Origin of the sequence: Aestuariivirga sp. (assembly GCF_046093005.1) — a bacterium.
In the GTDB taxonomy this organism is placed as follows: domain Bacteria; phylum Pseudomonadota; class Alphaproteobacteria; order Rhizobiales; family Aestuariivirgaceae; genus Aestuariivirga.
This window is the reverse complement of sequence record NZ_JBJTER010000147.1, coordinates 1-22298: the sequence shown is the minus strand read 5'-3', so window position 1 is coordinate 22298 and position 22298 is coordinate 1. Positions and strand designations below refer to the sequence as shown.

At 65.4% G+C, this 22298-nt stretch carries 18 protein-coding genes and 1 pseudogene; 11 read left to right on the top strand and 8 right to left on the bottom strand.

Annotated features, from left to right (window positions below; translation table 11 throughout):
- The coding region (locus ACKOED_RS12620; RefSeq protein ID WP_408916948.1) for an ABC transporter permease at positions 1–167 on the top strand (167 nt) is incomplete at its 5' end.
- Between the two features lie 173 nt (positions 168–340).
- Here the strand turns inward: ACKOED_RS12620 and ACKOED_RS12615 are convergent.
- The 3 genes and pseudogenes from ACKOED_RS12615 to ACKOED_RS12605 all read right to left on the bottom strand — a co-directional run.
- Positions 341–826: a fasciclin domain-containing protein gene (locus ACKOED_RS12615; protein ID WP_408916947.1), complete on the bottom strand. Its 486-nt coding sequence runs from the start codon at positions 824–826 to the stop codon at positions 341–343.
- Positions 827–982: 156 nt separating this feature from the next.
- On the bottom strand, positions 983–1165 hold the full coding sequence (locus ACKOED_RS12610) for a hypothetical protein (RefSeq protein ID WP_408916946.1): 183 nt from the start codon (positions 1163–1165) through the stop codon (positions 983–985).
- A 92-nt stretch (positions 1166–1257) separates the two neighbouring features.
- A pseudogene (locus tag ACKOED_RS12605) lies at positions 1258–1914 on the bottom strand (NADPH-dependent F420 reductase); the annotation flags it as partial.
- Positions 1915–1967: 53 nt separating this feature from the next.
- On the opposite strand from ACKOED_RS12605, the gene ACKOED_RS12600 reads away from it, so the two are divergent.
- Both ACKOED_RS12600 and ACKOED_RS12595 read left to right on the top strand, forming a co-directional pair.
- Positions 1968–2885, top strand: coding sequence for a LysR family transcriptional regulator (locus ACKOED_RS12600; protein WP_408916945.1), 918 nt, complete (start codon positions 1968–1970; stop codon positions 2883–2885).
- 40 nt (positions 2886–2925) lie between these two features.
- The gene (locus tag ACKOED_RS12595) at positions 2926–4317 is read left to right on the top strand and encodes an amidohydrolase (RefSeq protein ID WP_408916944.1); all 1392 of its coding nucleotides are present in this window, start codon (positions 2926–2928) and stop codon (positions 4315–4317) included.
- A gap of 3 nt (positions 4318–4320) precedes the next feature.
- Here the strand turns inward: ACKOED_RS12595 and xylB are convergent, their stop codons facing one another.
- Together xylB and ubiG are read right to left on the bottom strand one after the other, a co-directional pair.
- On the bottom strand, positions 4321–5781 hold the full coding sequence (gene xylB / locus ACKOED_RS12590; RefSeq protein ID WP_408916943.1) for a xylulokinase: 1461 nt from the start codon (positions 5779–5781) through the stop codon (positions 4321–4323).
- 5 nt (positions 5782–5786) lie between these two features.
- Complete coding sequence (gene ubiG / locus ACKOED_RS12585; protein WP_408916942.1) at positions 5787–6527, bottom strand: bifunctional 2-polyprenyl-6-hydroxyphenol methylase/3-demethylubiquinol 3-O-methyltransferase UbiG; 741 nt, start codon at positions 6525–6527, stop codon at positions 5787–5789.
- A 165-nt stretch (positions 6528–6692) separates the two neighbouring features.
- Between ubiG and ACKOED_RS12580 the strand changes: the two genes are divergently transcribed.
- The 7 genes from ACKOED_RS12580 (at position 6693) to ACKOED_RS12550 (ending at position 15088) form a co-directional block, all read left to right on the top strand.
- Positions 6693–7952, top strand: a complete 1260-nt coding sequence (locus tag ACKOED_RS12580; RefSeq protein WP_408916941.1) for an aspartate kinase — start codon at positions 6693–6695, stop codon at positions 7950–7952.
- Between the two features lie 85 nt (positions 7953–8037).
- On the top strand, positions 8038–10305 hold the full coding sequence (gene ptsP / locus ACKOED_RS12575; protein ID WP_408916940.1) for a phosphoenolpyruvate--protein phosphotransferase: 2268 nt from the start codon (positions 8038–8040) through the stop codon (positions 10303–10305).
- Between the two features lie 105 nt (positions 10306–10410).
- Positions 10411–11532, top strand: coding sequence for a RodZ domain-containing protein (locus tag ACKOED_RS12570; protein WP_408916939.1), 1122 nt, complete (start codon positions 10411–10413; stop codon positions 11530–11532).
- 10 nt (positions 11533–11542) lie between these two features.
- The gene (gene dtd / locus ACKOED_RS12565) at positions 11543–11995 is read left to right on the top strand and encodes a D-aminoacyl-tRNA deacylase (RefSeq protein ID WP_408916938.1); all 453 of its coding nucleotides are present in this window, start codon (positions 11543–11545) and stop codon (positions 11993–11995) included.
- 42 nt (positions 11996–12037) lie between these two features.
- The gene (gene prfA / locus ACKOED_RS12560; protein WP_408916937.1) at positions 12038–13117 is read left to right on the top strand and encodes a peptide chain release factor 1; all 1080 of its coding nucleotides are present in this window, start codon (positions 12038–12040) and stop codon (positions 13115–13117) included.
- Positions 13092–13958, top strand: a complete 867-nt coding sequence (gene prmC / locus ACKOED_RS12555) for a peptide chain release factor N(5)-glutamine methyltransferase (protein ID WP_408916936.1) — start codon at positions 13092–13094, stop codon at positions 13956–13958. The genes prfA and prmC overlap by 26 nt, the downstream gene beginning before the upstream one ends.
- A 314-nt stretch (positions 13959–14272) precedes the next feature.
- A complete protein-coding gene (locus ACKOED_RS12550) occupies positions 14273–15088 on the top strand; it encodes a DUF4167 domain-containing protein (protein WP_408916935.1) in 816 nt (271 codons plus the stop codon).
- A gap of 3 nt (positions 15089–15091) precedes the next feature.
- On the opposite strand, the gene ACKOED_RS12545 is transcribed toward ACKOED_RS12550, so the two are convergent.
- A complete protein-coding gene (locus tag ACKOED_RS12545; RefSeq protein WP_408916934.1) occupies positions 15092–15880 on the bottom strand; it encodes a formate/nitrite transporter family protein in 789 nt (262 codons plus the stop codon).
- 243 nt (positions 15881–16123) lie between these two features.
- On the opposite strand from ACKOED_RS12545, the gene clpB reads away from it, so the two are divergent.
- Positions 16124–18742, top strand: a complete 2619-nt coding sequence (gene clpB / locus ACKOED_RS12540) for an ATP-dependent chaperone ClpB (RefSeq protein WP_408916933.1) — start codon at positions 16124–16126, stop codon at positions 18740–18742.
- A gap of 72 nt (positions 18743–18814) precedes the next feature.
- On the opposite strand, the gene ACKOED_RS12535 is transcribed toward clpB, so the two are convergent.
- Complete coding sequence (locus tag ACKOED_RS12535) at positions 18815–19996, bottom strand: MFS transporter (protein ID WP_408916932.1); 1182 nt, start codon at positions 19994–19996, stop codon at positions 18815–18817.
- 42 nt (positions 19997–20038) lie between these two features.
- Positions 20039–21544, bottom strand: a complete 1506-nt coding sequence (locus tag ACKOED_RS12530; RefSeq protein ID WP_408916931.1) for a M23 family metallopeptidase — start codon at positions 21542–21544, stop codon at positions 20039–20041.
- Positions 21545–22298: the final 754 nt, after the last annotated feature.

Genomic DNA, 22298 nt, shown 5'->3' with positions numbered 1-22298 from the left:
GGATCGCTGCCGGAGGGGCGGCGCTCATGGACGTGCCGTTCAGCGCCGACCCCAAAGTGGTGGCGCTGGCCTTCGTGGTCTCGGCGCTGATCGGCGTGCTGTTCGGCTATTTCCCGGCACGCCGCGCCGCCCGCCTCGATCCCATCGAGGCGCTGCGCCGCGAGTAAGAGAGAGGTTTTCATTTCGAGCTGATCGTCTGGCTCTCCGGAGCCGCGAACCCAACTTGCCGGGCCGTCCACCGCTGCACTCACCCATGAAAAACGCCCGTATACCGGGCGTTTTTCAATTCGCTGGCGGCAAAGCGTTGCGAGCCGTATGCCGCCGGGAAGGCGGCGCGGCGTCACTTGCTCGGCAGCATCACCGCGTCAATCACGTGGATGATACCGTTGTCGGCGATGATGTCCGCCTTCACCACCCGGGCATTGTCAACCGTCACGCCATCGGCGTTCTTGGTGATTGCCAGCGTACGATCCGGCGTGGCCTTCAGCGTACGGACATGAAACGGACCCGCCAGCATCTGATTGGACGCCAGCTTGCGCGGCAGCACGTGATAGGTGAGTATCGCCACGAGCTGATCCTTATTCTCAGGCTTGAGCAAGTTCTCCACCGTTCCTGCAGGCAGTTTGGCGAAGGCTTCGTCGGTCGGCGCGAAGACCGTAATGTTGGGCGTGGTCGCCAGCGCATCGGCGAGACCGGCGGCCGTGGCGGCCGCCAGCAACGTATTGAAGGACCCGGCCTGCTTGGCGGTCTCAACAATGTTGGCGGCCGATGCCGCTGTGGTTCCGAGGGCGAGCGCAAAGGCGGCCGCAAGAACGGTCTTGTGCATGGATGTCTCCCGATTTTTCGTTTACCGCGGCTGGCCGCCGTTGATTTCTCAGCCGTTTGCTGACCGCCCCTGGATAAACGCAGCCGGGGGTGCGGCGGATTGCGCCGCCGCCTCACGATTTCGTGACTTTCGGGCGCTATGGGTCGCGGGGCGGTTTCAGCGCCCAAGCGTGTCGATCGCCAGAGCGGCAGCCGCCGCGCCAGAGTTCTGCTGTTGGCCGGTGATCAGGTTGCCGTCGCGCACCGCGAAGGGCTTGAACATGCCATTGACGATGAAATTGGTGCCGTCGATCTTGCGCGCCTCCTCCTCGATCCAGAAGGGCTGGATGCGCTTGCCCACGAAACTGTCGGCGAAGGCCTCTTCGCTGTTGGCGAAGCCGGTCCAGGTCTTGCCCGCTTCGGCAGATGTTCGGTTGATGAGGTCTTGTGGGTTTATGCTTCGGAAACCGCGGCAAACGCCCAGTTGCGGCCCTTGCCGCGGAACAGGGCCTGGTTGATCCACACCATGGCGAAGGGCTCCAGCAGCCGGGCCTTGGCGATGTCGCCGGCGTCCAGCGCCTCGAAGCCGAGGTCGCCCAGAATTTGTGCCACGCTCTGCTTTGCGGCGGCGTCGTTTCCGGCCATGAACATCACGGGCCGGTGCGGCAGCGCCCGGTTGTCCGCCATCATTTCAGCGCCCACCTGGTTCAGTGTCTTCACCACTTTCGCGCCTGGCAGCCAGGACTGCACGGTCTCACCGCCGCTGGTGGTGTGGCCGATGGTGAGCGCCAGGGCGCCATTGACCATGCCGAGCGGATTCATGCAGTCGATGACGATCTTTCCACTGAGATCGCCAAGTCCTTTGACGGCGTTTTCCGCCGCGCCCCATGGCAAGGCAAGGATGACCAGCTCGGCCCCGGCCGCCGCCTGTGCCGGAGCGGCCACCGCGGCGCCCGCCGCCTTGGCCAGGGCCTGAACATCCGTAGCGGCGGGATCGCGGGCCCCGAGCGTCACCTGGTGGCCCTTGCCCTTCAGGCCGTGGGCGATCGCGCCACCCACATTGCCGGTTCCGATGATTGCAATGCGCATGGGAACTTCTCCTTGCTTCCCCCTTTGATCCGGAGATAAGCCACAGGAGAAAGAAACAAAAACGAATTACACTGATGTCTGACTTAAGTAAGTCTGAACTCCGGCGCCTCGATCTCACCCTTCTGCTGATCTTTCTGGGGCTTGTGCGGCATCGCAAGGCTGCTGATGTGGCCACGGACCTCGGGCTAACCCCATCGGCGATCAGCCAGGCGCTGCAGCGCCTGCGCGCGGTGTTCAAGGATGAGCTGTTTCTGCGGCATCCCTACGGATTGGAACCCACCGCCACGGCGCTGGCGCTCGAGCAGCCGGTGGCGCAGGCCGTGGAGGCGCTGCGCGGTGCGTTGGGAACCGCCCGCGCCTTCGACCCTGAGCGGGCGGAGGGCATTGTACGGATAGCAGCACTCGATGGCGAACAGGCGGTGCTGGTGCCGCCGCTGACGGCGCGGCTGCGCGCCGCCGCGCCGGGCTTGCGGCTTTCCGTCTTGCCTTTCGGCAGAGGCCAGGCTGCCGAGGCCCTGTCCGATGGCCGCGCCGATCTCATGCTCGGCGTGTTGTGGGAGCCAGACCCGGCGATGTCGAGCCAGCTGCTCTATGAGGAAGGTTTCCTGGTGGCGGGACGGTCCAAGGCCTTGCCCCAGGCGCCCCAGGTCACGCTCGACGATTACTGCAACGCCGATCATATTCTCATCTCGCCGGGCGGGGACCTGCGCGGCATCGTCGACACGGCACTCGAAGCCTTGGGCAGGAGCCGCCGCATCGTGCTGGGTCTGCCGGCCTTCCTGCCGGCCCTTGCCGTTGCTGCGCGTTGTGACGCCATTGTCACGCTGCCCGCACGCGTGGCGCGGTCCTTCGCGCCTGGCTTCGGGCTGGTTCTGGCCGAGCCGCCGCTCACCATCCGGCGCTTCAATATCTCGGTGTTCTGGCACCGGCGCAACGACCGCGATCCACGAATTCTATGGCTCCGCCAGCAGCTGGCGGCTATTATTCCGTGACCGGCGGCCGCCAGGTGTCCGGCTTTCGGAGAAACCGGTGATGATCGATGCAAGAGTCGCCGCGCTGGCTGGCGAATATGCGCGGGCGCTGAGGCCTGAAATCGAAACCCTGTTCCGCCAGCAATGGGCGGACCCGGAATTGCCCGGCATGGAAGTCCGCGCGGCGGCCCGGCTGGCCAACTGGCTTGCCGGTCATGGCTTTGCTGTCGAAAAAGGTGCGGGCGGCCTACCCACCGCCTTTGTGGCGCGGTCCGGCCCAGGCGGTGGCCCGGTCGCAGCGCTCCTCGCCGAATATGATGCGCTGCCCGGCCTGGACAATGAGGCCGCACCGGTCCGCAAGAGCCTCGGGCTGGCGGCTGGCCATGGCTGCGGGCACAATCATATCGGGCCGGCCAATGCCGGCGCCGCCGTCGTGGCTGCCCTGGTCTGCCGCGAGCTCGGCATCGGCGGCGAGATCAGGGTCATCGGCTGTCCGGCCGAGGAAATCCTGTGGGGCAAGATCGCCCTCTTCCGCGCCGGGGTGTTCGCGGGCATCGACGCCATTCTCACCTCGCATGGCGATTACCAGACCGGGGCGCTGTCACGGCCTTGCCAGGCGGTGGTCTCCGGTGAATTCGTCTATGCCTCTGAGTCAGGCCATGGCGGCCAGACCGGCCAGCGCAATGCCCTGCTGGTTGCCGAGGAAGCGGTGAGCGCCGCCATCCGCGCGATTGAAACCGATTACCCGGGCGTGCTGCTGCGTCATGTGCTGAGAAAAGCGGGGGTGATGCCCTCGATCATGCCATCGGAAACCCGGCTGTGGTTCACCACCAGAGGCTTCGACTACGAACGCACGCGCGGCGCCTATGAGGCGATCGCCCGGCTGGCGAGTGACGCCGCCCGGCATGGCGGCGTTTCCTGCCGTCACCAGTTCATTTCCGAGTCGCGCGGCTATCTGCCGAACGATACGCTGGGCCGGCTGCTGTTCGCGGCTATGCGCGCGGCCGGCGGACCACAATGGACGGAAGCGGATCTGGCCTTCATGCGCGCGCTCTGCCACGCTTGCGCGCCTGAGGAGCAGATGGAGATCGACAGCGAGATTCGCTATTTCGACAGCGGCGAGGACTACTATGGTCAGGACGACGGCGAGGTGAGCTGGCGCATTCCGCTGGGCCGCGTCAATTGGGCCTATCCCAAGCAGGTTCCTATTCACCATTGGGCCTGGACGGCGCTATCCGGCCATCCCGCCGGTTCGCCAGGGCCGCTGGCCGCCGCGCAGGCGCTGGCCATGGCGACCGTGACATTGCTGGGCGCGCCAGCCCTCATTGTGGATGCGCAACTTGAACTGCGCCGCCGCGTCGCGGGCATCGGCCTCACGCAGCCCCGGCTCGGCGCGCTGGCCACCATGACCCAGGCGCCAGAGTCATTCTGGGCGGCGTCCTGGGTCGAATAGCGTTCATTGGTAGAACGGCTTCACGGCGCGGTAGAGGTTCCGGAACTGGACGAGTTTTCCGCCATAGGCGTCGGCGAGCGCCGGATCAGGGCGGATTTCAGCGGCGATCCGCGGCTTCGTGCAGACTTTGGCGGGATCTTCTCCCGTCAAGGCGAGGCGGGCCAGCCGGGCGGCGCCGAAGGCCGGGCCGGCGCCCGACTCTTCCTGCACGTGCAAGGTCTTGCCGAGCGCGCTGGCGAGGATCTTCATCCAGAACGGGCTTCGCGCGCCACCGCCGTTGACGGCGATCTGTTCGGGCAGCGCGCCGGTTTCGGCCACATAGGCCTGGCAATCGGCAAGCGCCAGCGCCACGCCTTCGACGACAGCCTGTGTCACCTGTTCGGCGCCTGACGCAGGCGTGAGGCCGAACAGCACGCCCCTGGCATGGGCGTTGTTGTGCGGGGTACGCTCGCCGGTGAGATAGGGCAGGAACATGAGCGGCGACGGCCCCGTGAAGGCTGTTTCCGCCGCCGCCAGCATGGCGCCGATGTCGCTTTTCCCGAGAAGCTCCGCCGCCCAGGCGAGCGCGCCCGCGCCGTTCAGCAGGGCGGCCATCTGGAACCAGCGCTGAGGCAGGCCGTGGCAGAAACTGTGAACCAGATGCTCTGGCGCGGGGCGGTAGCTCTCGCGCGCCACGAAATATTGCGCTGCCGTGCCCAGCGAGATGAAGGCATCACCCTCGTTCACGGCGCCCGCGGCGATGGCGCCCGCCGCCGCATCGCCGGCGCCGGTGGCCAGAATCGTGCCAGGCTTCAGACCCCATGCCGCAGCCACCGGCGCGGTCAATTCACCCGCCACCGCCGAACCTTCCAGGACCGGTGGCAACAGCGATAGATCAATGCCGCAGGCGGCGGCGATCTCCGGCGACCATTGCCGCCGCGCACAGTCAAGCAGCAAGGCGCCCGATGCATCGCTCATGTCGGTGGCGAGGCTGCCGCTCATCCGCAGGCGCACATAGTCCTTGGGCAGCAGCAGATGGCGCGCCTGGCGCAAGACTTCCGGCTCATGGTGGGCAAGCCACAGCAGCTTGGGCGCCGCGAAGCCCGGCATGGCGGGTACCCCGGCGATCTGCCCGATAGCCGGAAGCCGGCGGTTCAGCTCCTCGGCCTCTCCAAAGGCGCGGCCGTCATTGTGCAGAATGGCCGGGCGCAACGGGCGGCCCGCGCCGTCGATCAGCACCGCGCCATGCATCTGGCCGGAAAGGCCGACCGCGCCGATGGCGGCCCATGAACGCCCTGCCGCGGCGCGAAGTTCCGCGACAGTGCCCTCGACTGCCGCCCACCAGTCATCCGGGTGCTGCTCCGACCACAGCTCATGGGGCCGCGACACGGCAAGCGGCGTGGAAGCCGCAGCGATCAGCCGCTGTGTGCCATCCACCACCACGGCCTTGACGGAGGAGGTTCCGATGTCGATGCCGAGAAACATTGTGCTCAACCCTTCTGGGCGACGAGCAGATAATTCACGTCCATGTCGCGGCTCACCCGCCACTGGCGGCTGAAGGGATTGTAGGTGACGCCCATCTCCTGCTTCACCGCCAGGCCGTTTTCGGCGAGCCATGCCTTGAGCTCATCGGGGGTGATGAACTTCTCCCATTGATGGGTGCCCTTGGGCAGCCAGCGCAGCACATATTCGGCGCCGACGATGGCCAGCCCAAAGGACTTGAGCGTGCGGTTCAGCGTCGCCACGAACATCAGCCCGCCTGGATTGAGCATGGCCGCACAGGTGGCGGTGAAGGCGCGCGGGTCCGCCACGTGCTCGATCACCTCCATGTTGAGGATCACGTCAAAACGCGCGCCCGCCGCCGCGAGGTCCTCGGCCGTGCCGACCCTGTAATCGATGGCGAGCCCCATCTCGTCACGATGGACGGAGGCGGTCTTGATGTTCTTCTCCGACGGGTCGACCCCCACCACGGCGGCACCCAGCCGGGCCATGGGCTCGCTCAGCAGCCCGCCGCCGCAGCCGATATCGAGGAAGCGAAGTCCTTCGAAGGGGCGGCGTTCGAGCGGGTCACGGCCCAGCCGCGCCGTCACCTGCTCCTTGATGATCTGCAGCCGCACGGGATTCAACACATGCAGCACCCCGAACTTGCCGTTCGGGTTCCACCATTCGGCCGCCATGGCCGAGAATTTCTCCACTTCCGAAGGGTCGAGCGAGGGGGCCAAGGCGGTCATTACGTCATCCAAATTTGTGTTTCGGCCATTATTGCATAGAGAAGGCCTGTCATCTATGAGTACGCCGCGCCGCAGCCGGGGGTTCAACCGTCCATCAGACCAGGCCACCAGCCGGAACCTTGAAACGAGGTCCGGGCGGCGGAGGATTATGAGGGGTTCTGGCCGATGGGCCGTTTGGTAATGAAGTTCGGGGGTACGTCGGTTGCGGATATCGGCCGCATCCGCAATGTCGCCCGCCATGTCGAGCGTGAGGTCAAGGCCGGCCACCATGTGGCGGTGGTGGTCTCGGCCATGGCTGGCACCACCGACCGTCTGGTGGGCTGGTGCCGCGAGGCCGCCGCCGTCCATGACGCGCGCGAGTATGACGCGGTGGTGGCGTCCGGCGAACAGGTGACCGCCGGGCTCCTGGCCATCGTCTTGCAGGACCTCGGCATTCCCGCCCGCTCATGGCAGGGCTGGCAGATTCCGCTCAAGACCGACGGCGTTCACGGCGCCGCCCGCATTGCCGGCATTGACGGCGAGGAAATCCGCAAGCGCATGGAGCAGGGCCAGGTGGCGGTGATCGCCGGTTTCCAGGGCATCGGCCCCGACCGCCGCATCACGACACTGGGCCGCGGCGGCTCGGATACCTCGGCGGTCGCGGTGGCCGCGGCGCTCGATGCCGGCTGCGACATCTACACCGATGTCGACGGCGTCTATACTGCCGATCCGCGGATCGTTACCGGCGCCCGCAAGCTTGACCGCATTTCCTACGAGGAGATGCTGGAACAGGCCTCGCTCGGCGCCAAGGTGCTGCAGACCCGCTCGGTCGAGCTCGCCATGGTCTATAAGGTACCCTTGCAGGTGCGCTCGAGTTTCGAGCCGCCTGACTCGCCCAACCAGAACAGGCCCGATGGGACGGGCCCCGGAACACTCGTTTGCGATGAGGAACGTATCGTGGAACAGCATGTGGTAAGCGGCGTCGCCTATTCGCGCGACGAAGCCAAGGTCTCGATCCGCCGCGTCAAGGATCAGCCCGGTGTCTCGGCGGCGATTTTCGGGCCGCTCGCCGAGGCGGACATCAGCGTCGACATGATCGTGCAGAATATTTCCGCCGATGGCGCCTTTGCCGACATCACTTTCACTGTGGCGCGCAAGGACCTGCGCAAGGCGCTCGACGTGCTGAACGCGGTAAAATCCAAGGCGGGCTTCGAAAGCATCGCGCATTCCGCCGATGTGGCCAAAGTGTCGATCGTCGGCATCGGCATGCGCAGCCACGCCGGCGTGGCCGCCAAGATGTTCCGCGCGCTGGCCGAAAAGGGCATCAATATCCAGGCCATCACCACCTCGGAGATCAAGGTCTCGGTGCTGATCGACGAGGCCTATACCGAGCTCGCGGTGCGCGCCCTGCATACGGCCTACGGGCTTGACGCCAAGGTCGCCTGAACCGGATGCGCCTGATCAGCCATAACGTGACGGTGGCCGGCCGCTACAAAGCGGCCGTCGTCTCCGTACGCGGAGACACCGGCTGATGGCAAACTCCGCCCTTGGCCCGCGTGTCCTGCTGAAAAGGCTCCGCGAGGTCATGGCGGAGCCGGTCGCGGCACAGAAGCGGCTGGACAAGATCGTGCAGATCATCGCCGCTAACATGGTGGCAGAGGTCTGCTCGATCTATGTCATGAGGCCCGGCGACATTCTTGAACTTTACGCCACCGAGGGCCTGAAGCGCGAGGCGGTTCACAAATCCAAGCTCAAGAGCGGCGAGGGCCTCGTCGGCACCATCGCCATGCAGGCCATCGGCCTCAATCTTTCGGATGCGCAGCGCCATCCGGCCTTCAAGTACCTGCCCGAGACGGGCGAGGAGATCTACAATTCCTTCCTTGGCGTGCCGGTCATGCGCGGCGGCACGGTGATCGGCGTGCTGGTGGTGCAGAACCGCACGCGCCGGCACTACACCGAAGAGGAAGAAGAGGCGCTGCAGACCACAGCCATGGTGCTGGCCGAGGTCATCGCGGCGGGCGAATTGCGCGAAGTGGCAAGCGAGGTCGCCGCCGACGTCGCGCATGTGAGAAGCCATCATCTGCGCGCCGACTCGCTCGCTGAGGGCGTGGCGCTCGGCTATGCCGTTCTGCATGAGCCGCGCGTCGTCATCCAGAACCTGATCGCCGAGAACATTCCCGCCGAGAAGCGGCGCCTTGAGGATGCGGTGGCCCAGCTGCGCGCCCATGTCGATGAGCTGCTGGACGGTTCTGACGCGCAGCGCGGCGCCACCGAGTATTCCGATGTGCTCGAAACCATCCGCATGTTTGCCCATGACAAGGGCTGGGTGCACCGCCTGCGCGAGGCGATTGACACCGGCCTTACGGCCGAAGCCGCCGTCGAGCGCGTGCAGAACGACAACCGCGCCCGCATGGCGCGCACGCCCGACCCTTACTTGCGCGAGCGGATGCATGACCTGGACGACCTGTCCAACCGTCTGCTGCGCATTCTGACAGGCGCCATCGCCACGGCCTCGCGGTCAGACCTGCCGCAGAACGCCATCGTGGTGGCCCGCAACATGGGGCCCGCCGAGCTTCTCGATTATGACCGTTCGCGGCTGCGCGGCGTGGTGCTGGAGGAAGGCGGGCGCACCAGCCACGTCACCATCGTGGCGCGGGCGCTGGGCATTCCCGCCGTGGGCCAGGCCGCGGGACTGATCGATCTCGTTGATACCGGTAGCCCGCTCATCGTTGATGGCGGCACGGGAGAGGTTTTCGTCCGTCCGTCGACGGAGCTGCAGCGGTCCTATGCCGAAAAAGTGCGCTTCTACGCCCGAAAGCAAGCGCAATACGCCGCACTGCGCGATCAACCGGCCATCTGCCGGTCGGGCGAGCAGATCGAACTCAACATCAATGCAGGTCTGGTTGTCGACCTGCCGCATCTCCATGATTCGGGTGCAGATGGCGTGGGGCTCTACCGCACCGAGCTACACTTCATGATGGCCAGCCGTTTCCCGCGGCTTTCCCAGCAGATCCGCCATTACGAGACGATCATCACCCAGGCCAAGGGAAAGCCCGTCACCTTCCGGACGCTTGATATCGGCGCTGACAAGGTGCTGCCCTATCTGCGCCAGCCGAAGGAGGAGAATCCGGCGCTGGGATGGCGCTCGATCCGCATGGCGCTGGACCGCCCGGCGCTTCTGAGGCTGCAGCTGCGTGCGCTGATGATGGCCGCCGCCGGAAGCCCCATGAAGATCATGTTCCCGATGATTGCCGACGTCGAGGAATACAAGCGTGCGCTCGAAGTCGTGGACATCGAGAAGCGCCATCTCCTGAAGCGCGGCCACCGCCTGCCGGAACCATTGAAGCTCGGCGCCATGATCGAAATCCCCTCGCTGCTCTGGCAGCTCGATCATCTGCTGCCGCTCGTCGATTTCGCCTCCATCGGCTCGAATGACCTGGTGCAGTTCCTGTTCGCCTCCGACCGCGGCAACCCGCGGCTCGCCGGCCGCTATGATGCGCTGAGCCCGGCGGCGCTGAGCGCCATGCGGCTGATCGTCGAGAAGGCGGAGCGACACGGCAAGCCGGTGACCCTCTGCGGCGAGCTCGGCGGCCGGACGCTGGAGGCCATGGGCCTCGTTGGCGTGGGCCTCACCTCGATTTCTATGGTGCCTTCGGCGGTGGGGCCGGTCAAAGCCATGGTCCGTTCGCTTGACCGCCAGAAGCTGTGGCGTTTCATGGAGCCCTTGCTCACCAGCCCGCTCCACACGCTCAGGCCGGAGCTGATGGAATTCGCGCAACGCAACGGCGTGGTACTCTGACGTAAGCCTCGCGTTAGCTTCCCGTTCACCATTCTCGTTCATCATGTCGCTCAAAGTCCCGTTAACGCGGGCTTAACAGGCAACCAGCGCCCCGAGAGTGGTATCATGCGTAACGACAGCGTCGAGATGACCGAGGAAGCCGCCAGTGCGGCCAATATCCGTGACGAAGCCCCTTATCAGACGGAACAAGAGACGGACTCCAGTCATATCGGCCTGCGCGGCAAGCCCGACGGCGCGGCCGACCCGCTGGGAGAGGCCGGCTGGTATCTTGAATACGAACGCCTGTCGCGCGGGCTCAGCCTGGCCGAGGCGGGCGAGGGCAGCGGCATTCACCCCTACCACCTCGAAGCCATCGAAAATGGCGATCTCACCCGGCTGCCTGAGCGCCGCGAAGCTCTGGAACTGATCAGCGCCTATGCTGACTATCTCGGTTTCGATCCCGAACCGCTGGTGCAGCATTACGCCCATTTCCTGCCCTTGCCGCCGCTTGCCGCGGAGCCCCGTCATCCGGCCAATCCCGCGCCTCTGACAAGCGCCAGAGTGCTGCCGTTCGGGCGTTTCGCCAAGTTGCCGAAGCTGCGCCGGATTCCCGGCGGAGCGGGCGGACTCGTCGCTTCGACCGCCGCCGCGGTGCTGCTGTTCGCGGCGGTGGGCTACTTCCTGCTGCCTGGCGGCGACAAGCCCGCAGCGCTGAGCGAACAGCCTTCAGCCGAGTCAGCCGATATCAGCGCGGCTCCGCAAGCCGATCCGATGCCCACCGCATCCACGGCCCCTGATGCCGCAGCGATCATGGCGGGAGAACCACCAGCTGCCAGTGCAACGGCTCCCGGTGAAGACGATCTTGTCGGCACCGGGCTCGATGGCATCACCGCGCTCATCGAAAAGAGCATGCCGGATGGCGAACCGGTACCGGCGGTAACCGACGACGTGTCGGCGGGTCCGGAGGGCCGCACTTTCGGTGCCGCGAACGGCGAAAGCCGCCTCATGCTGAAGGCCAAGGCTCCGGTGTGGGTGAGGATCGAGGACAATCAGGGCCGGGTGGTGATGACCCAGATGCTGATGAAGGGCGACATCTACCGGGTGCCCAACCGCGACGGCCTGATCATCATCGCCCGCGACGGCGGCCTGCTCAGCTATTCGATCGACGGCAGGGACAAGGGCATGCTTGGAACGCCAGGCGAAATCCTCGTCGGCCGTTCTCTCGACCTCAAGGCGCTTGAAGGCTGACGCCGCCCTCTTGCGCGCTGTCGTCCAGCGGGTTTCGGAAGCCTCCGTCACGGCCGGGGACCGGGTAGCCGGAGCGATCGGCCGTGGCTTTCTGGTTCTGGTCTGCGCCATGGCCGGCGACACCGAAGCCGAGGCCGCGCGGCTTGCCCGCAAGATCGCCCAGCTACGCATCTTCCGCGACGACGCAGGCAAGATGAACCTTCCGCTTGCCGCGGTTGAGGGGCAGGTGCTGGCGGTGAGCCAGTTCACGCTTGCCGCGCAGGGCATGGAAAGCGGTAACCGCCCGGGCTTTTCCGCCGCCGCGCCGCCTGACGAGGGCCGGCGTCTTTACGAGCTTTTCTGCGACGCCTTGCGGCGTGAGGGCATCGCGGTCGAAACCGGTGTCTTTGGCGCCGAGATGCGGGTGGCGCTGGTCAATGACGGGCCGGTCACCATCCTGTTCGATACGGCTGCCAAGGGCTGACAGGCTTCCAACTTGTAGGGCCATCGGCTAGAAGCCCGGCCCATGTCCGCCATTCCGCTCGAAAAGCTTGACCGCATCATCCACCGCTTTGCCGCCGCCGAACATGACATGTCGTCAGGCGCGGTGACCGGGGATGCATTCGTACGGGTATCGCGGGAATATGCCGAGCTCGAACCGGCCGCCAGGAAGGCGCGTGAGCTGCGCAAGGCCTATGACGAGCGCCAGGGCCTTACGGAAATGGTTGAGGCAGGCGGCGAGCTGGCCGCCATGGCGGAGGCCGAGCGGCCGTTGCTGGCCCAGCGAATCGCCGATCTCGAGCAGGAGATGCGCCTGTTGCTGCTGCCCAAGGATGCCGCCGACGAGCGCAATGTGATCCTCGAGGTCCGCGCCGGCACCGGGGGCGATGAAGCGGCGATTTTCGCGGGCGATCTGTTCCGCATGTATCAGCGCTACGCGGCCTCGAAAGGCTGGCGGATAGAGGTGATCTCGGCCAGCGAAGGCGAACATGGCGGCTACAAGGAAATCATCGCCAACATCTATGGGGCCGGCGCCTTCGCGCGCCTCAAATTCGAATCGGGTGTCCACCGGGTGCAGCGCGTGCCGGCCACCGAGGCGCAGGGCCGCATCCACACCTCTGCCGCGACTGTTGCGGTGCTGCCCGAGGCGGAGGAGGTGGACGTCAAGATCGAGGACAAGGACCTCCGGATCGATGTCTATCGGTCGTCGGGGCCCGGCGGCCAGTCGGTGAACACCACCGATTCGGCGGTGCGCATCACCCACATTCCGACCGGCATCGCGGTCGCCCAGCAGACCGAGAAATCCCAGCTCAAGAACAAGAACGCCGCCATGAAGCTGCTGCGCGCCAGGCTCTATGAGATCGAACGCCAGCGCATCGACCAGGAGCGCTCCGCCCAGCGCAAGGACCAGGTGGGCTCCGGGGACCGCTCGGAACGCATCCGCACCTACAACTTCCCGCAGGGGCGCTGCACCGACCACCGCATCAACCTCACCCTCTACAAGCTCGACCAGATCATCGAGGGCCCGGCGCTGGAGGAAATGATCCAGGCCCTGATGACCCACCATCAGGCCGAACTCCTTGCCCGGCAGGATGATGCCGCCTGAGCGGGTGAAGCCGCTGCTCGTCTGGGCGGCGGGGCGTCTGCGGGATGCGGGATGCGAAACGCCCGATCTCGATGCCAGGCTGCTGCTGCAGGGGGCAGCCGGGCTCAGCCGCGAAGAGCTCATTCTCGAGCCGGATCGCCATTTGGCCGGTGAGCAGATCACGGCCTTTGAGGCCATGATTGCCCGCCGCGAGGCCCGCGAGCCCGTTTCCCGCATCCGCGGCGAGCGCGAGTTCCATGGCCGGTCCTTCCGGGTGACGCCGGACACGCTTGATCCTCGTCCTGACACTGAAACCCTGGCGGAGACGGCTCTGGCGCTGTTGCCGAAGGCGGGGCGGTTTCTTGAACTTGGCGCTGGCACCGGCGCGGTGGCCATCACGCTGCTGGCGGAGCGGCCGGACGCATATGGCATTGCCACCGATGTCTCCGCCGCCGCTCTGGCGGTGACGGCCGAAAATGCCGAGCGGCATGGTGTGGCGGACCGTCTTGTTCTGCTGACTGGAAGCTGGTTTGCGCCGGTGAAAGGGGTTTTCGACCTTATCTTGTCAAATCCGCCCTATATCCCCGCCGCAGAGATCGCCACGCTCAGCCCGGATGTGCGCTGCTTTGACCCGCGCCTCGCGCTGGACGGCGGGGCGGACGGCCTTGACGCCTACCGTGCCATTGCCGCGGGGGCGGCCGCCCATCTGACGCCCGGTGGCCATGTTGTCGTGGAAATCGGGGCCGGCCAAGGGCTTGAGATCGCGGCAATCTTCGTGGCAGCCGGCTTCAGGCTGGTGGACCAGCGCCAGGACCTGGGTGGCCATATCCGCTGCCTCGCATTCCAACGGGTTGAAAATTAGTCGTTGGAAAGTCGCGGCCTGTGGGCTAAAGACGAGTCGGAAACGCTTTCTGCCCTTACTTTTTGGTGCCGGGAACGACGTTGGGGTTGCCGCCGGAATGGCGCAGACACCCAGTTGCAATCTGCACAGGCGGGGACGAGGCGTGAACCCTTCCGGGGATCACGCTTGTGGCGGAAGCCTTCCGACAACCAACGGGTAAGGCGTGAATACGCTCGCTGTGTGAGCAGAAAAGAAGGCGAGATGCCGCGAGGCCCCCTTTGTGGGCCCGCGAGGCAGGCATGCGCAACCTCGTATCATTTTGGAATAGGAATTAGATGAGACCAACGCACAAGAACCGCAATCGCAACCGGCATCGCAGTGGCGGCGGGGGCGGAGGTGGCGGCGGAGGCGGCAATCCGCTGAGCCGGGTGTATGAGAGCAACGGGCCGGACGTGAAGGTGCGCGGTACGGCCCAGACAATCGCCGACAAATACCTTCAGCTTGGCCGTGACGCCCAGTCTTCGGGGGATATCGTAATGGCCGAAAGCTATTTTCAGCACGCCGAGCACTATCTGCGGATCGTCTTCGCGGCGCAGGCCTACAACCAGCAACAGCAGCAGCAATTCCGCCGCCCCGACGACGAGTTCGACGAGGACGACCAGGAGGATCAGGCGGAGGCTGCCGTCGAGCAGCGCGGAGGCGCCCAGCCTGTGGCTGAACCTGATGGGCTTGGCGATCAGCCGATGATTGAGGGAGCCCCGGAACGGACCGCCCAGCAGGGGCAGCAGTTCCGCCCGCCACGCGAGCAGCGCGAGTTCGGCCGCGAGGGCCGCGAACAGGGCCAGGGCCGTGACCGGTTCCGTCCGCGCTGGCAGGACCGCCGCCAGGACAATCAGCAGCCGCAAGGCCAGCAAGGCCAGCCGCCGCGCAACGAGGATCAGCCCCGGCCTGAGCCGCAGCAGCTGGCGCCCGCCGCCGATCCGGGCCGCTGGGAGGCGCCGTCCTTCCTGCGCCGTCCGGCAGCGGCTCCCGCGGCATCTGAGCCGCCACCTGCGGAAGAAGTCACCGCCCAGCCAGCCCCCAAGCGCCGCGTCGAGCGCCGGCCGCGCAAGGAAGTAGCCGAAACCCCCTCGCCGGCTGACGGCGAATAGGGTTCAGCCACGCGGCCGGTAGGCCAGCCAGTAAGCCAAGGCGACGCCGCCCGCGCCGCCCACCACATTGCCGAGGGTGACCGGAACCAGGTTGCCCAGAAAACCGGCGAGCGTGACCGGCACGCCTGCCGCCCAGCCGGCCGGAATCAGATACATGTTGGCAACCGCGTGCTCGTAGCCCAGCAGCACGAAGGCGGTGATCGGGAAGACGATGGCGAGCACCTTGTCCGCCACGCCGCGGGCCGCGAAGCTGAGCCAGACGGCGAGGCAGACCAGCATGTTGCAAAGGACGCCACGGCTGAAGGCCTCGACCGGGCCGATGGCCAGCTTGGCCGCGGCGATGGCCCGCGCGGCATCGCCCGGCGGGCCTGAGAACAGGCCGGATGCCCACATCAGGGCCGCCACGGCGAGAGCGCCGATCAGATTTCCGGAAAACGAAAAAGCCCAGTTCCGCAACAGCGCGGCGCCGGTTACCCGCCTGTCCACCCAGGCCATGACGATGAGTGCATTGCCGGTAAACAGTTCCGCCCCGGCCACCACCACCAGGATGAGCCCGGTCGAAAACACCACCCCGGCCAGCAGCCGGGTGGGTCCGAAACCCGGTTGGGTTCCGGCCACCGCGGCGGTGAAGGCCGCCGCGCCCAGCGCAATGAATGCCCCCGCGAGCACCGCCAGCGTCAGCAGCGGCACGGAGCCGAGCGCCGCCTTGCTGACGCCCGCCTCCTCGATGCGCAGCGCCACCTCGGCTGGCTTGTAGGCGTCAAGGCCGGTGGGATCGATTTTCTGAACCATGCTTCGCTCTCGTCTGTGGTGCTAATTGACCTGGCGCAAGGAAGTGGCCTGAATTCCCGCCAATCATGCCGCCCATCGCTTGATCCGTGCCAATCCATCCCCATATGACCTCATCATTGGCCGCTCTCCAAGCGGAATGCCTTTCGGGGGTTCAAACGGGGATGGGCGGTACTTCAACCGTTGACGGCGTGTCCGGGCTGCCTCTCGCGGAGCCTTGGGCATGCGCCGAGGAGGAGAATAGTAATGGATTTCGAGAAATACACCGAACGGTCACGCGGTTTTGTGCAGTCGGCCCAGTCACTGGCGCTGCGTGACGGACATCAGCGTTTCAGCCCCGAGCATCTTCTGAAGGTTCTGCTGGATGACGAGGAAGGCCTCGCCGCTGGCCTGATCAAGGCGAGTGGTGGCGACTCGCGTCTTGCCCTGCGCGAAACCGAGGTGGCGCTTGCCAAGCTGCCCAAGGTTTCCGGCGCCGGCGCCGGCCAGGTCTATCTGGCGCCCGAAATGGCCAGGGTCTTCGACACGGCCCAGAAACTGTCGGAAAAGGCCGGTGACAGCTATGTCACCGCGGAGCGGCTGTTGCAGGCTTTGGCGGTCGAGCCGTCCGAGGCGTCAAAGGCGCTGAAGGCTGCGGGCGTCACCGCCCAGGGCCTGAACGAAGCGATCAATGCCATCCGCAAGGGCCGCACGGCTGACACCGCGTCCGCCGAGCAGGGCTATGACGCGCTCAAGAAATATGCCCGCGACCTGACCGAAGCGGCCCAGCAGGGCAAGCTCGACCCGGTGATCGGGCGCGACGAGGAGATCCGCCGCACCATCCAGGTGCTGTCGCGGCGCACCAAGAACAATCCGGTGCTGATCGGCGAACCGGGCGTTGGCAAGACCGCCATCGCCGAAGGCCTCGCCCTGCGCATCGTCAAGGGCGACGTGCCCGAGAGCCTCAAGGACAAGAAGCTCATGGCGCTCGATATGGGCGCGCTGATCGCCGGCGCCAAATACCGGGGCGAATTCGAGGAGCGCCTCAAGGCGGTGCTTTCCGAGGTGACCGCTTCGGAAGGCGGCGTGATCCTGTTCATCGACGAGATGCACACGCTGGTGGGTGCCGGCAAGACCGAGGGCGCCATGGATGCGTCCAACCTGCTGAAGCCGGCGCTGGCCCGCGGCGAGCTTCATTGCGTGGGCGCCACGACGCTGGATGAATACCGCAAGCATGTCGAGAAGGACGCCGCTCTGGCCCGCCGGTTCCAGCCGGTGTTCGTCAATGAGCCATCCGTCGAGGATACGATCTCGATCCTGCGCGGCATCAAGGAGAAGTACGAGCTGCACCACGGCGTCAGGATCACAGATTCGGCGATCGTCGCGTCGGCCGTGCTCTCCAACCGCTACATCACCGACCGGTTCCTGCCCGACAAGGCCATCGACCTGATGGACGAAGCCGCCTCGCGGCTCCGCATGCAGGTCGATTCGAAGCCCGAAGAGCTCGACGAGATCGACCGCCGCATCATGCAGCTGCAGATCGAGCGCGAGGCGCTGAAGAAGGAAACCGACACCGCGTCGAAGGACCGGCTCGGCAAGCTTGAGAAAGAGCTCGCCGAATTCGAGGAGAAGTCGGCCGCCATGACCCGGCGCTGGAAGGAAGAGAAAGAGCAGCTTGCTTCCGCCTCCAAGGTCAAGGAGGAGCTGGAGAAAGCCCGCTTTGAGCTTGACCAGGCGCAGCGCAAGGGTGATTTCGCCAAGGCCGGCGAACTCGCCTATTCGACCATCCCGGCCCTTGAGAAGACGCTGAAGGACGCCGAGGAGAAATCGAGTTCCAAGATGCTCGAAGAGGCGGTGACCGAGAATCACGTGGCCCAGGTGGTGTCGCGCTGGACGGGCGTTCCCGTCGACAAGATGCTGGAAGGCGAGCGCGAGAAACTGATCTCCATGGAGAAGGAGCTGGCGAAGCGCGTCATCGGTCAGCAGGAAGCGGTGATCGCGGTGTCGACGGCGGTCAGGCGCGCCCGCGCCGGCCTGCAGGACCCGAACCGGCCGATCGGCTCGTTCATGTTCCTCGGCCCCACGGGTGTTGGCAAGACCGAGCTGACCAAGGCGCTCGCTGGCTTCCTGTTCGATGACGAGCACGCCATGGTCAGGATCGACATGTCGGAATACATGGAGAAGCATTCGGTCTCGCGGCTGATCGGCGCGCCTCCGGGCTATGTCGGTTATGATGAGGGCGGTGCGCTCACCGAGGCGGTGCGGCGCAGGCCCTATCAGGTGGTGCTGTTCGACGAAATCGAGAAGGCGCATCCGGACGTGTTCAACGTGCTCTTGCAGGTGCTGGACGACGGCCGCCTGACCGACGGCCAGGGCCGCACCGTCGATTTCAAGAACACGCTGATCATCATGACCTCGAACCTCGGTTCGGAATATCTTGTCAATCTCGGCGAGGCGCAGGACGTCGATGTCGTGAAGGATCAGGTGATGGCGGTGGTGAAATCGCACTTCCGGCCCGAGTTCCTGAACCGGCTTGACGAGATCATCCTCTTCCACCGCCTGAAGCGGGACAATATGGGAGCGATCGTCGATATCCAGATCAACCGGCTGCGCAAGCTGCTAGCCGACCGCAAGATCGAAATCGAGATCTCGGAGGCCGCGCGCGCCTGGCTGGCGGAAAAGGGCTACGATCCCGCCTATGGCGCGAGGCCCCTGAAGCGCGTGATCCAGAAGAACCTTCAGGATCCGCTGGCCGAGGAGCTGCTGGCCGGCCGCATCAAGGACGGCGACAAGGTGCAGGTCGATGTCAAGGCGGGCCTTCTCACTTTCAATGGCCTGCCGGTCGGCGGGAAGGTGATCGATCCCAAGGTCGTGCAGCTGCACTGACACGCTATCGCGTCATCGCATTCTCAGGAAATGCCCGGGCAATGCCCGGGCATTTTGCGTTTGGTCAGAGTCTCAGCCCTTCGGCGGATTGTCCCTGGCAAAGGCGTAGATCACGAGTCCTGCCAGCAGCAGGCCCGCGAAGACCAGATGAAGGATGGAGAAAGCGGTTTCCGGCGGCTGGCCGGAGAGCCTGGTCATCAGCGCGCCGCTCAAAGGTTGAAGCACCCCGGCGCCGCCAATGAACAATACATTGAGCAGGGTGATGCCGCGGCCCAGCAAATGATCAGGCACGAAGCTGCGGCCATGCGCCATCAGCACGCCATAGGTCATGCCAAAACCGCCAATCAGCGCCATCGTGGCGATGGCGGCGCCAAGCGGCAGTTCTGGAATTGCCAGCAGCGCAAAGCCGCAGGCGGTAGCGAGTACGCCGCCGAACACCACCCATTTGCGCGTCCCGAGCAGGCGGTCGAGCGGGCCATAGGCGAGGGCGCCCGCTGACATGGCGGCCGCCATGACGAGCAGCGCATGGCCGCGCGCCACCGGATCAAGTCCGTGTACGGAGGAGAAATAAGGCCCCGCCCAGAGGCCGCGCTCGGCCAGCACCACCGCGTAGCTGACGGCGGTGATGGGAAGCAGCGGCCAGAGCGCGCGGATTTTCAGAACCGTGCCGATGCCGCCAAAGAAGCCGCGCGGGATGCCCCCGCCCGCGCGCCCGGGATCGCGGATGAAGATCAGCACGGAAAGCGCGGAAAGCGCTGTGGCCGCCGCCATGACGGCCATGGCGCCGCGCCAGCCGATTGACTGCGCGGCCCAGGCCAGGGGCGAAGCGGCCAGCAGATTGCCTGCGGTGCCGAGGCCCAGCAGCCATGAGCAGAGCTGGGCGAATTTCTGCGGCGCGGCGGTGCGGCCGAACAGATAGATGGCGCCCATATAAATTGATCCGCAGCCCGCACCGTTGAGCAGCATGGCGAAGTTGAGCGCCGCAACGCTTCCGGCGGAGGCGAACAGCAACGCGCCGGCAACCGCTGCCAGCATCTGCAGCGCCACGGTGCGCCGCGGCCCGATCACGTCCAGCGCCCAGCCCACGGGAAACTGGGTCGCCACGAATCCGAGGATCCAGAACGCCTGAAGATTGCCCAGGTCCTGCGGGCTCAGCGCCAGTTCGCGCGCCAGCTCGGGTGCTATCACCGCCAGGAACGAGCGGTAGAACTGGCTCAGCATGTAGGCGGCGAGGAACGTGATGAACGCGCGCATGTCAGGCGCGCTCATCGCAGGCCTGGCGGCGTGGCGCAAGCGTTACGGTTGGGCTTGCGCCACCTGCAGCGCCGACGGTGCTTGCTGCATCATCGTCAGCACACGGGCTTTCAGCTGCTTGAACTTGGCGAGGTCCTTGCCCGCCAGCTGCTTGCCGCCGGCCGCCTTGATGCGGGAAGGATTCACCGGCCGCCCGTCGACGTGCACTTCGTAGTGCAGATGCGGCCCGGTGGAGCGGCCAGTCGAGCCGACATAACCGATGATCTGGCCCTGGTTGACCCTGGCGCCGCGGCGGACGCCGGCGGCGAGCTTGCTCATATGGGCGTAGAGTGTTTCATATTTGTTGTTGTGCTTGATCTCGACGGCAATGCCGTAAGCGCCGTGGCGGCCGGCGACTTGCACCACGCCCGAGCCCGCGGCCCGGATCGGGGTTCCGTGCGGCACGCCGAAATCAATGCCGGCGTGCATCTTGGAATATCCAAGCAGCGGATGCCTGCGCATGCCGAAGCCGGAGGTGAGCCTGGCGCCGGACACGGGCGTCTTGAGCAGCGATTTCTGGGCGCTGCGGCCGTCTTCATCAAAATAGTCGGTTTGGCCGTCGGCTGAGGTGAAGCGGTAGTAGGTCTTGGTCCTGCCGTCGATGGTAAGCTGCGCGTAGTGCAGCACCTTGCGCTTGGATGACGATCCGGTGAGCGGATTGCCGTAGAAGATGTCGAAGGTGTCGTTGGCCTTGACCTGGCGCTGGAAGTCTACGTCATAGGCGAAAATGCGGGTGAATTCCGCGATGATGTAGTCCGGCACCCGGTTGTCCTTGGCGGCGCCATAGAGGCTCGAACCAACCTTGGCGCGGGTGCGGAAGTGGTTGAATTCCGCATATTGCGATTTCGCCCCGGCCTTGGCGCCGGCGATTGCCGCCTGGAAGCGGCCGTCTTCGTCGGCCTCGACAGTGAGCGTTTCGTTGGGACCAGGCCGGAACGACAGTTCGACCGGGAAGATCACTTCGCGGCCGTAGAAGTCGATCTGACGGTCCAGCGTCAGTTCGAATTCCGTGCCTTCCTTGATCATCGTGGCGGGAAAGATCGGATTGACGGCATCGGTCAGCGCCTTTGCCGCCGCGCTGCTCACGCCGCGGTCGGTCAGCGCATCGATGAGCGTTTCGCCCTTGGCAAGCTTGAAGGTTTCGTCGGTGGGTTCCGGCGGCACCTGCTTGGTGATCGTGGTGATATTCTCTTCCTGGTCGAGCTGATCGAGCGCATCGATTTCCAGTTCCATCACCCCGGGCTTGTCTTCGCCATAAGGCAGATCGTCGGAGGTGATTTCAGGATAGAGATTGGCGTTGTTGAGATCGCGCTCGGGCACGATCAGTTCACCGGCATCGTCCGCTTGCGGCTGGTAGGCCGTGGACAGCTCCTTGCGGCCGATGACCGATGCGCGCGACCGGGCGACCTCTGAATAGTTTCCGCTGATTGACGCCTTTTCGACCGCGGCAAAAGCGTCGCGCGGCGTGGCGTTTTCCTTGAACACGCCGAGGACCGCGGAGCCGATCACCAGCGATCCGGCAATCCCGGCCACGCAGGTGGTGAGCAGCCAGCGATGATGGACCGGCTCTGTAGCAAGCGGATCAGGGGCCGCTGCCGGCTTGATCGCCGGCGCCCGCTGCGTGGCTTTGGGCTGCGGTCTCGGAGGCAGTTGCGGCCGCCGCGCAACGCCTGTGGGCGTCGGGGCGCGGAACCGTCTGTCAACGCGATCGTTCAATACTTCATCCCCTTGCAATTTACTCAAGCCCCGCACTGACCGACCTTCTCAACGTCCCACCGAGATCGATCCCCGGGAGCCTAGTTACGCATGAACGCTCCGTTCCGAGGGGCTGGATTCGTTGCGTACGAACCCGAGCGGCCGCGAAAATGCCCGTCCGCACCTCGTTAGTCAACCATGTTGACAAGGGCTATGCCGCCCGGGCGAGGGACGAATGATTTGCCAAGATTGCACCAAGATATTTCCAATTCCTTAACCCTAAGACGGGACTCCCGCCCAAAGCCTGGCCGGTGTGGCCGGAACTACCTCATTATCATCAACGGCATGGCAGCAAAAACATTGCGTATCATATACTTATCAGAATCTTTCTGGTTTTGTGTGTGAGTTCTTGACTTTGGGATATTGAGGGGACTATATGCGGAGTTGCTGAGGGACGGCGGTGCTTTTGGGCGCTGTTGGTTTTTTGGTGGCTGATCCTGACAGGACGGAGGTCTGCTGGGTGCCCTGGGAGGGGTGTCCGGTTGGTTTTTTGCCGGTTGGGACAGGG

Bases quoted from the DNA above. Each gene is read 5' to 3' on its own strand.
- ACKOED_RS12570 (WP_408916939.1), top strand. From the start codon at position 10,411: ATGCGTAACGACAGCGTCGAGATGACCGAGGAAGCCGCCAGTGCGGCC.
- xylB (WP_408916943.1), bottom strand. From the start codon at position 5,781: ATGTTTCTCGGCATCGACATCGGAACCTCCTCCGTCAAGGCCGTGGTG.
- ubiG (WP_408916942.1), bottom strand. From the start codon at position 6,527: ATGACCGCCTTGGCCCCCTCGCTCGACCCTTCGGAAGTGGAGAAATTC.
- ptsP (WP_408916940.1), top strand. From the start codon at position 8,038: ATGGCAAACTCCGCCCTTGGCCCGCGTGTCCTGCTGAAAAGGCTCCGC.
- ACKOED_RS12600 (WP_408916945.1), top strand. From the start codon at position 1,968: ATGTCTGACTTAAGTAAGTCTGAACTCCGGCGCCTCGATCTCACCCTT.
- ACKOED_RS12615 (WP_408916947.1), bottom strand. From the start codon at position 826: ATGCACAAGACCGTTCTTGCGGCCGCCTTTGCGCTCGCCCTCGGAACC.
- ACKOED_RS12595 (WP_408916944.1), top strand. From the start codon at position 2,926: ATGATCGATGCAAGAGTCGCCGCGCTGGCTGGCGAATATGCGCGGGCG.
- clpB (WP_408916933.1), top strand. From the start codon at position 16,124: ATGGATTTCGAGAAATACACCGAACGGTCACGCGGTTTTGTGCAGTCG.
- ACKOED_RS12580 (WP_408916941.1), top strand. From the start codon at position 6,693: ATGGGCCGTTTGGTAATGAAGTTCGGGGGTACGTCGGTTGCGGATATC.
- ACKOED_RS12535 (WP_408916932.1), bottom strand. From the start codon at position 19,996: ATGCGCGCGTTCATCACGTTCCTCGCCGCCTACATGCTGAGCCAGTTC.
- ACKOED_RS12545 (WP_408916934.1), bottom strand. From the start codon at position 15,880: ATGGTTCAGAAAATCGATCCCACCGGCCTTGACGCCTACAAGCCAGCC.
- ACKOED_RS12550 (WP_408916935.1), top strand. From the start codon at position 14,273: ATGAGACCAACGCACAAGAACCGCAATCGCAACCGGCATCGCAGTGGC.
- prfA (WP_408916937.1), top strand. From the start codon at position 12,038: ATGTCCGCCATTCCGCTCGAAAAGCTTGACCGCATCATCCACCGCTTT.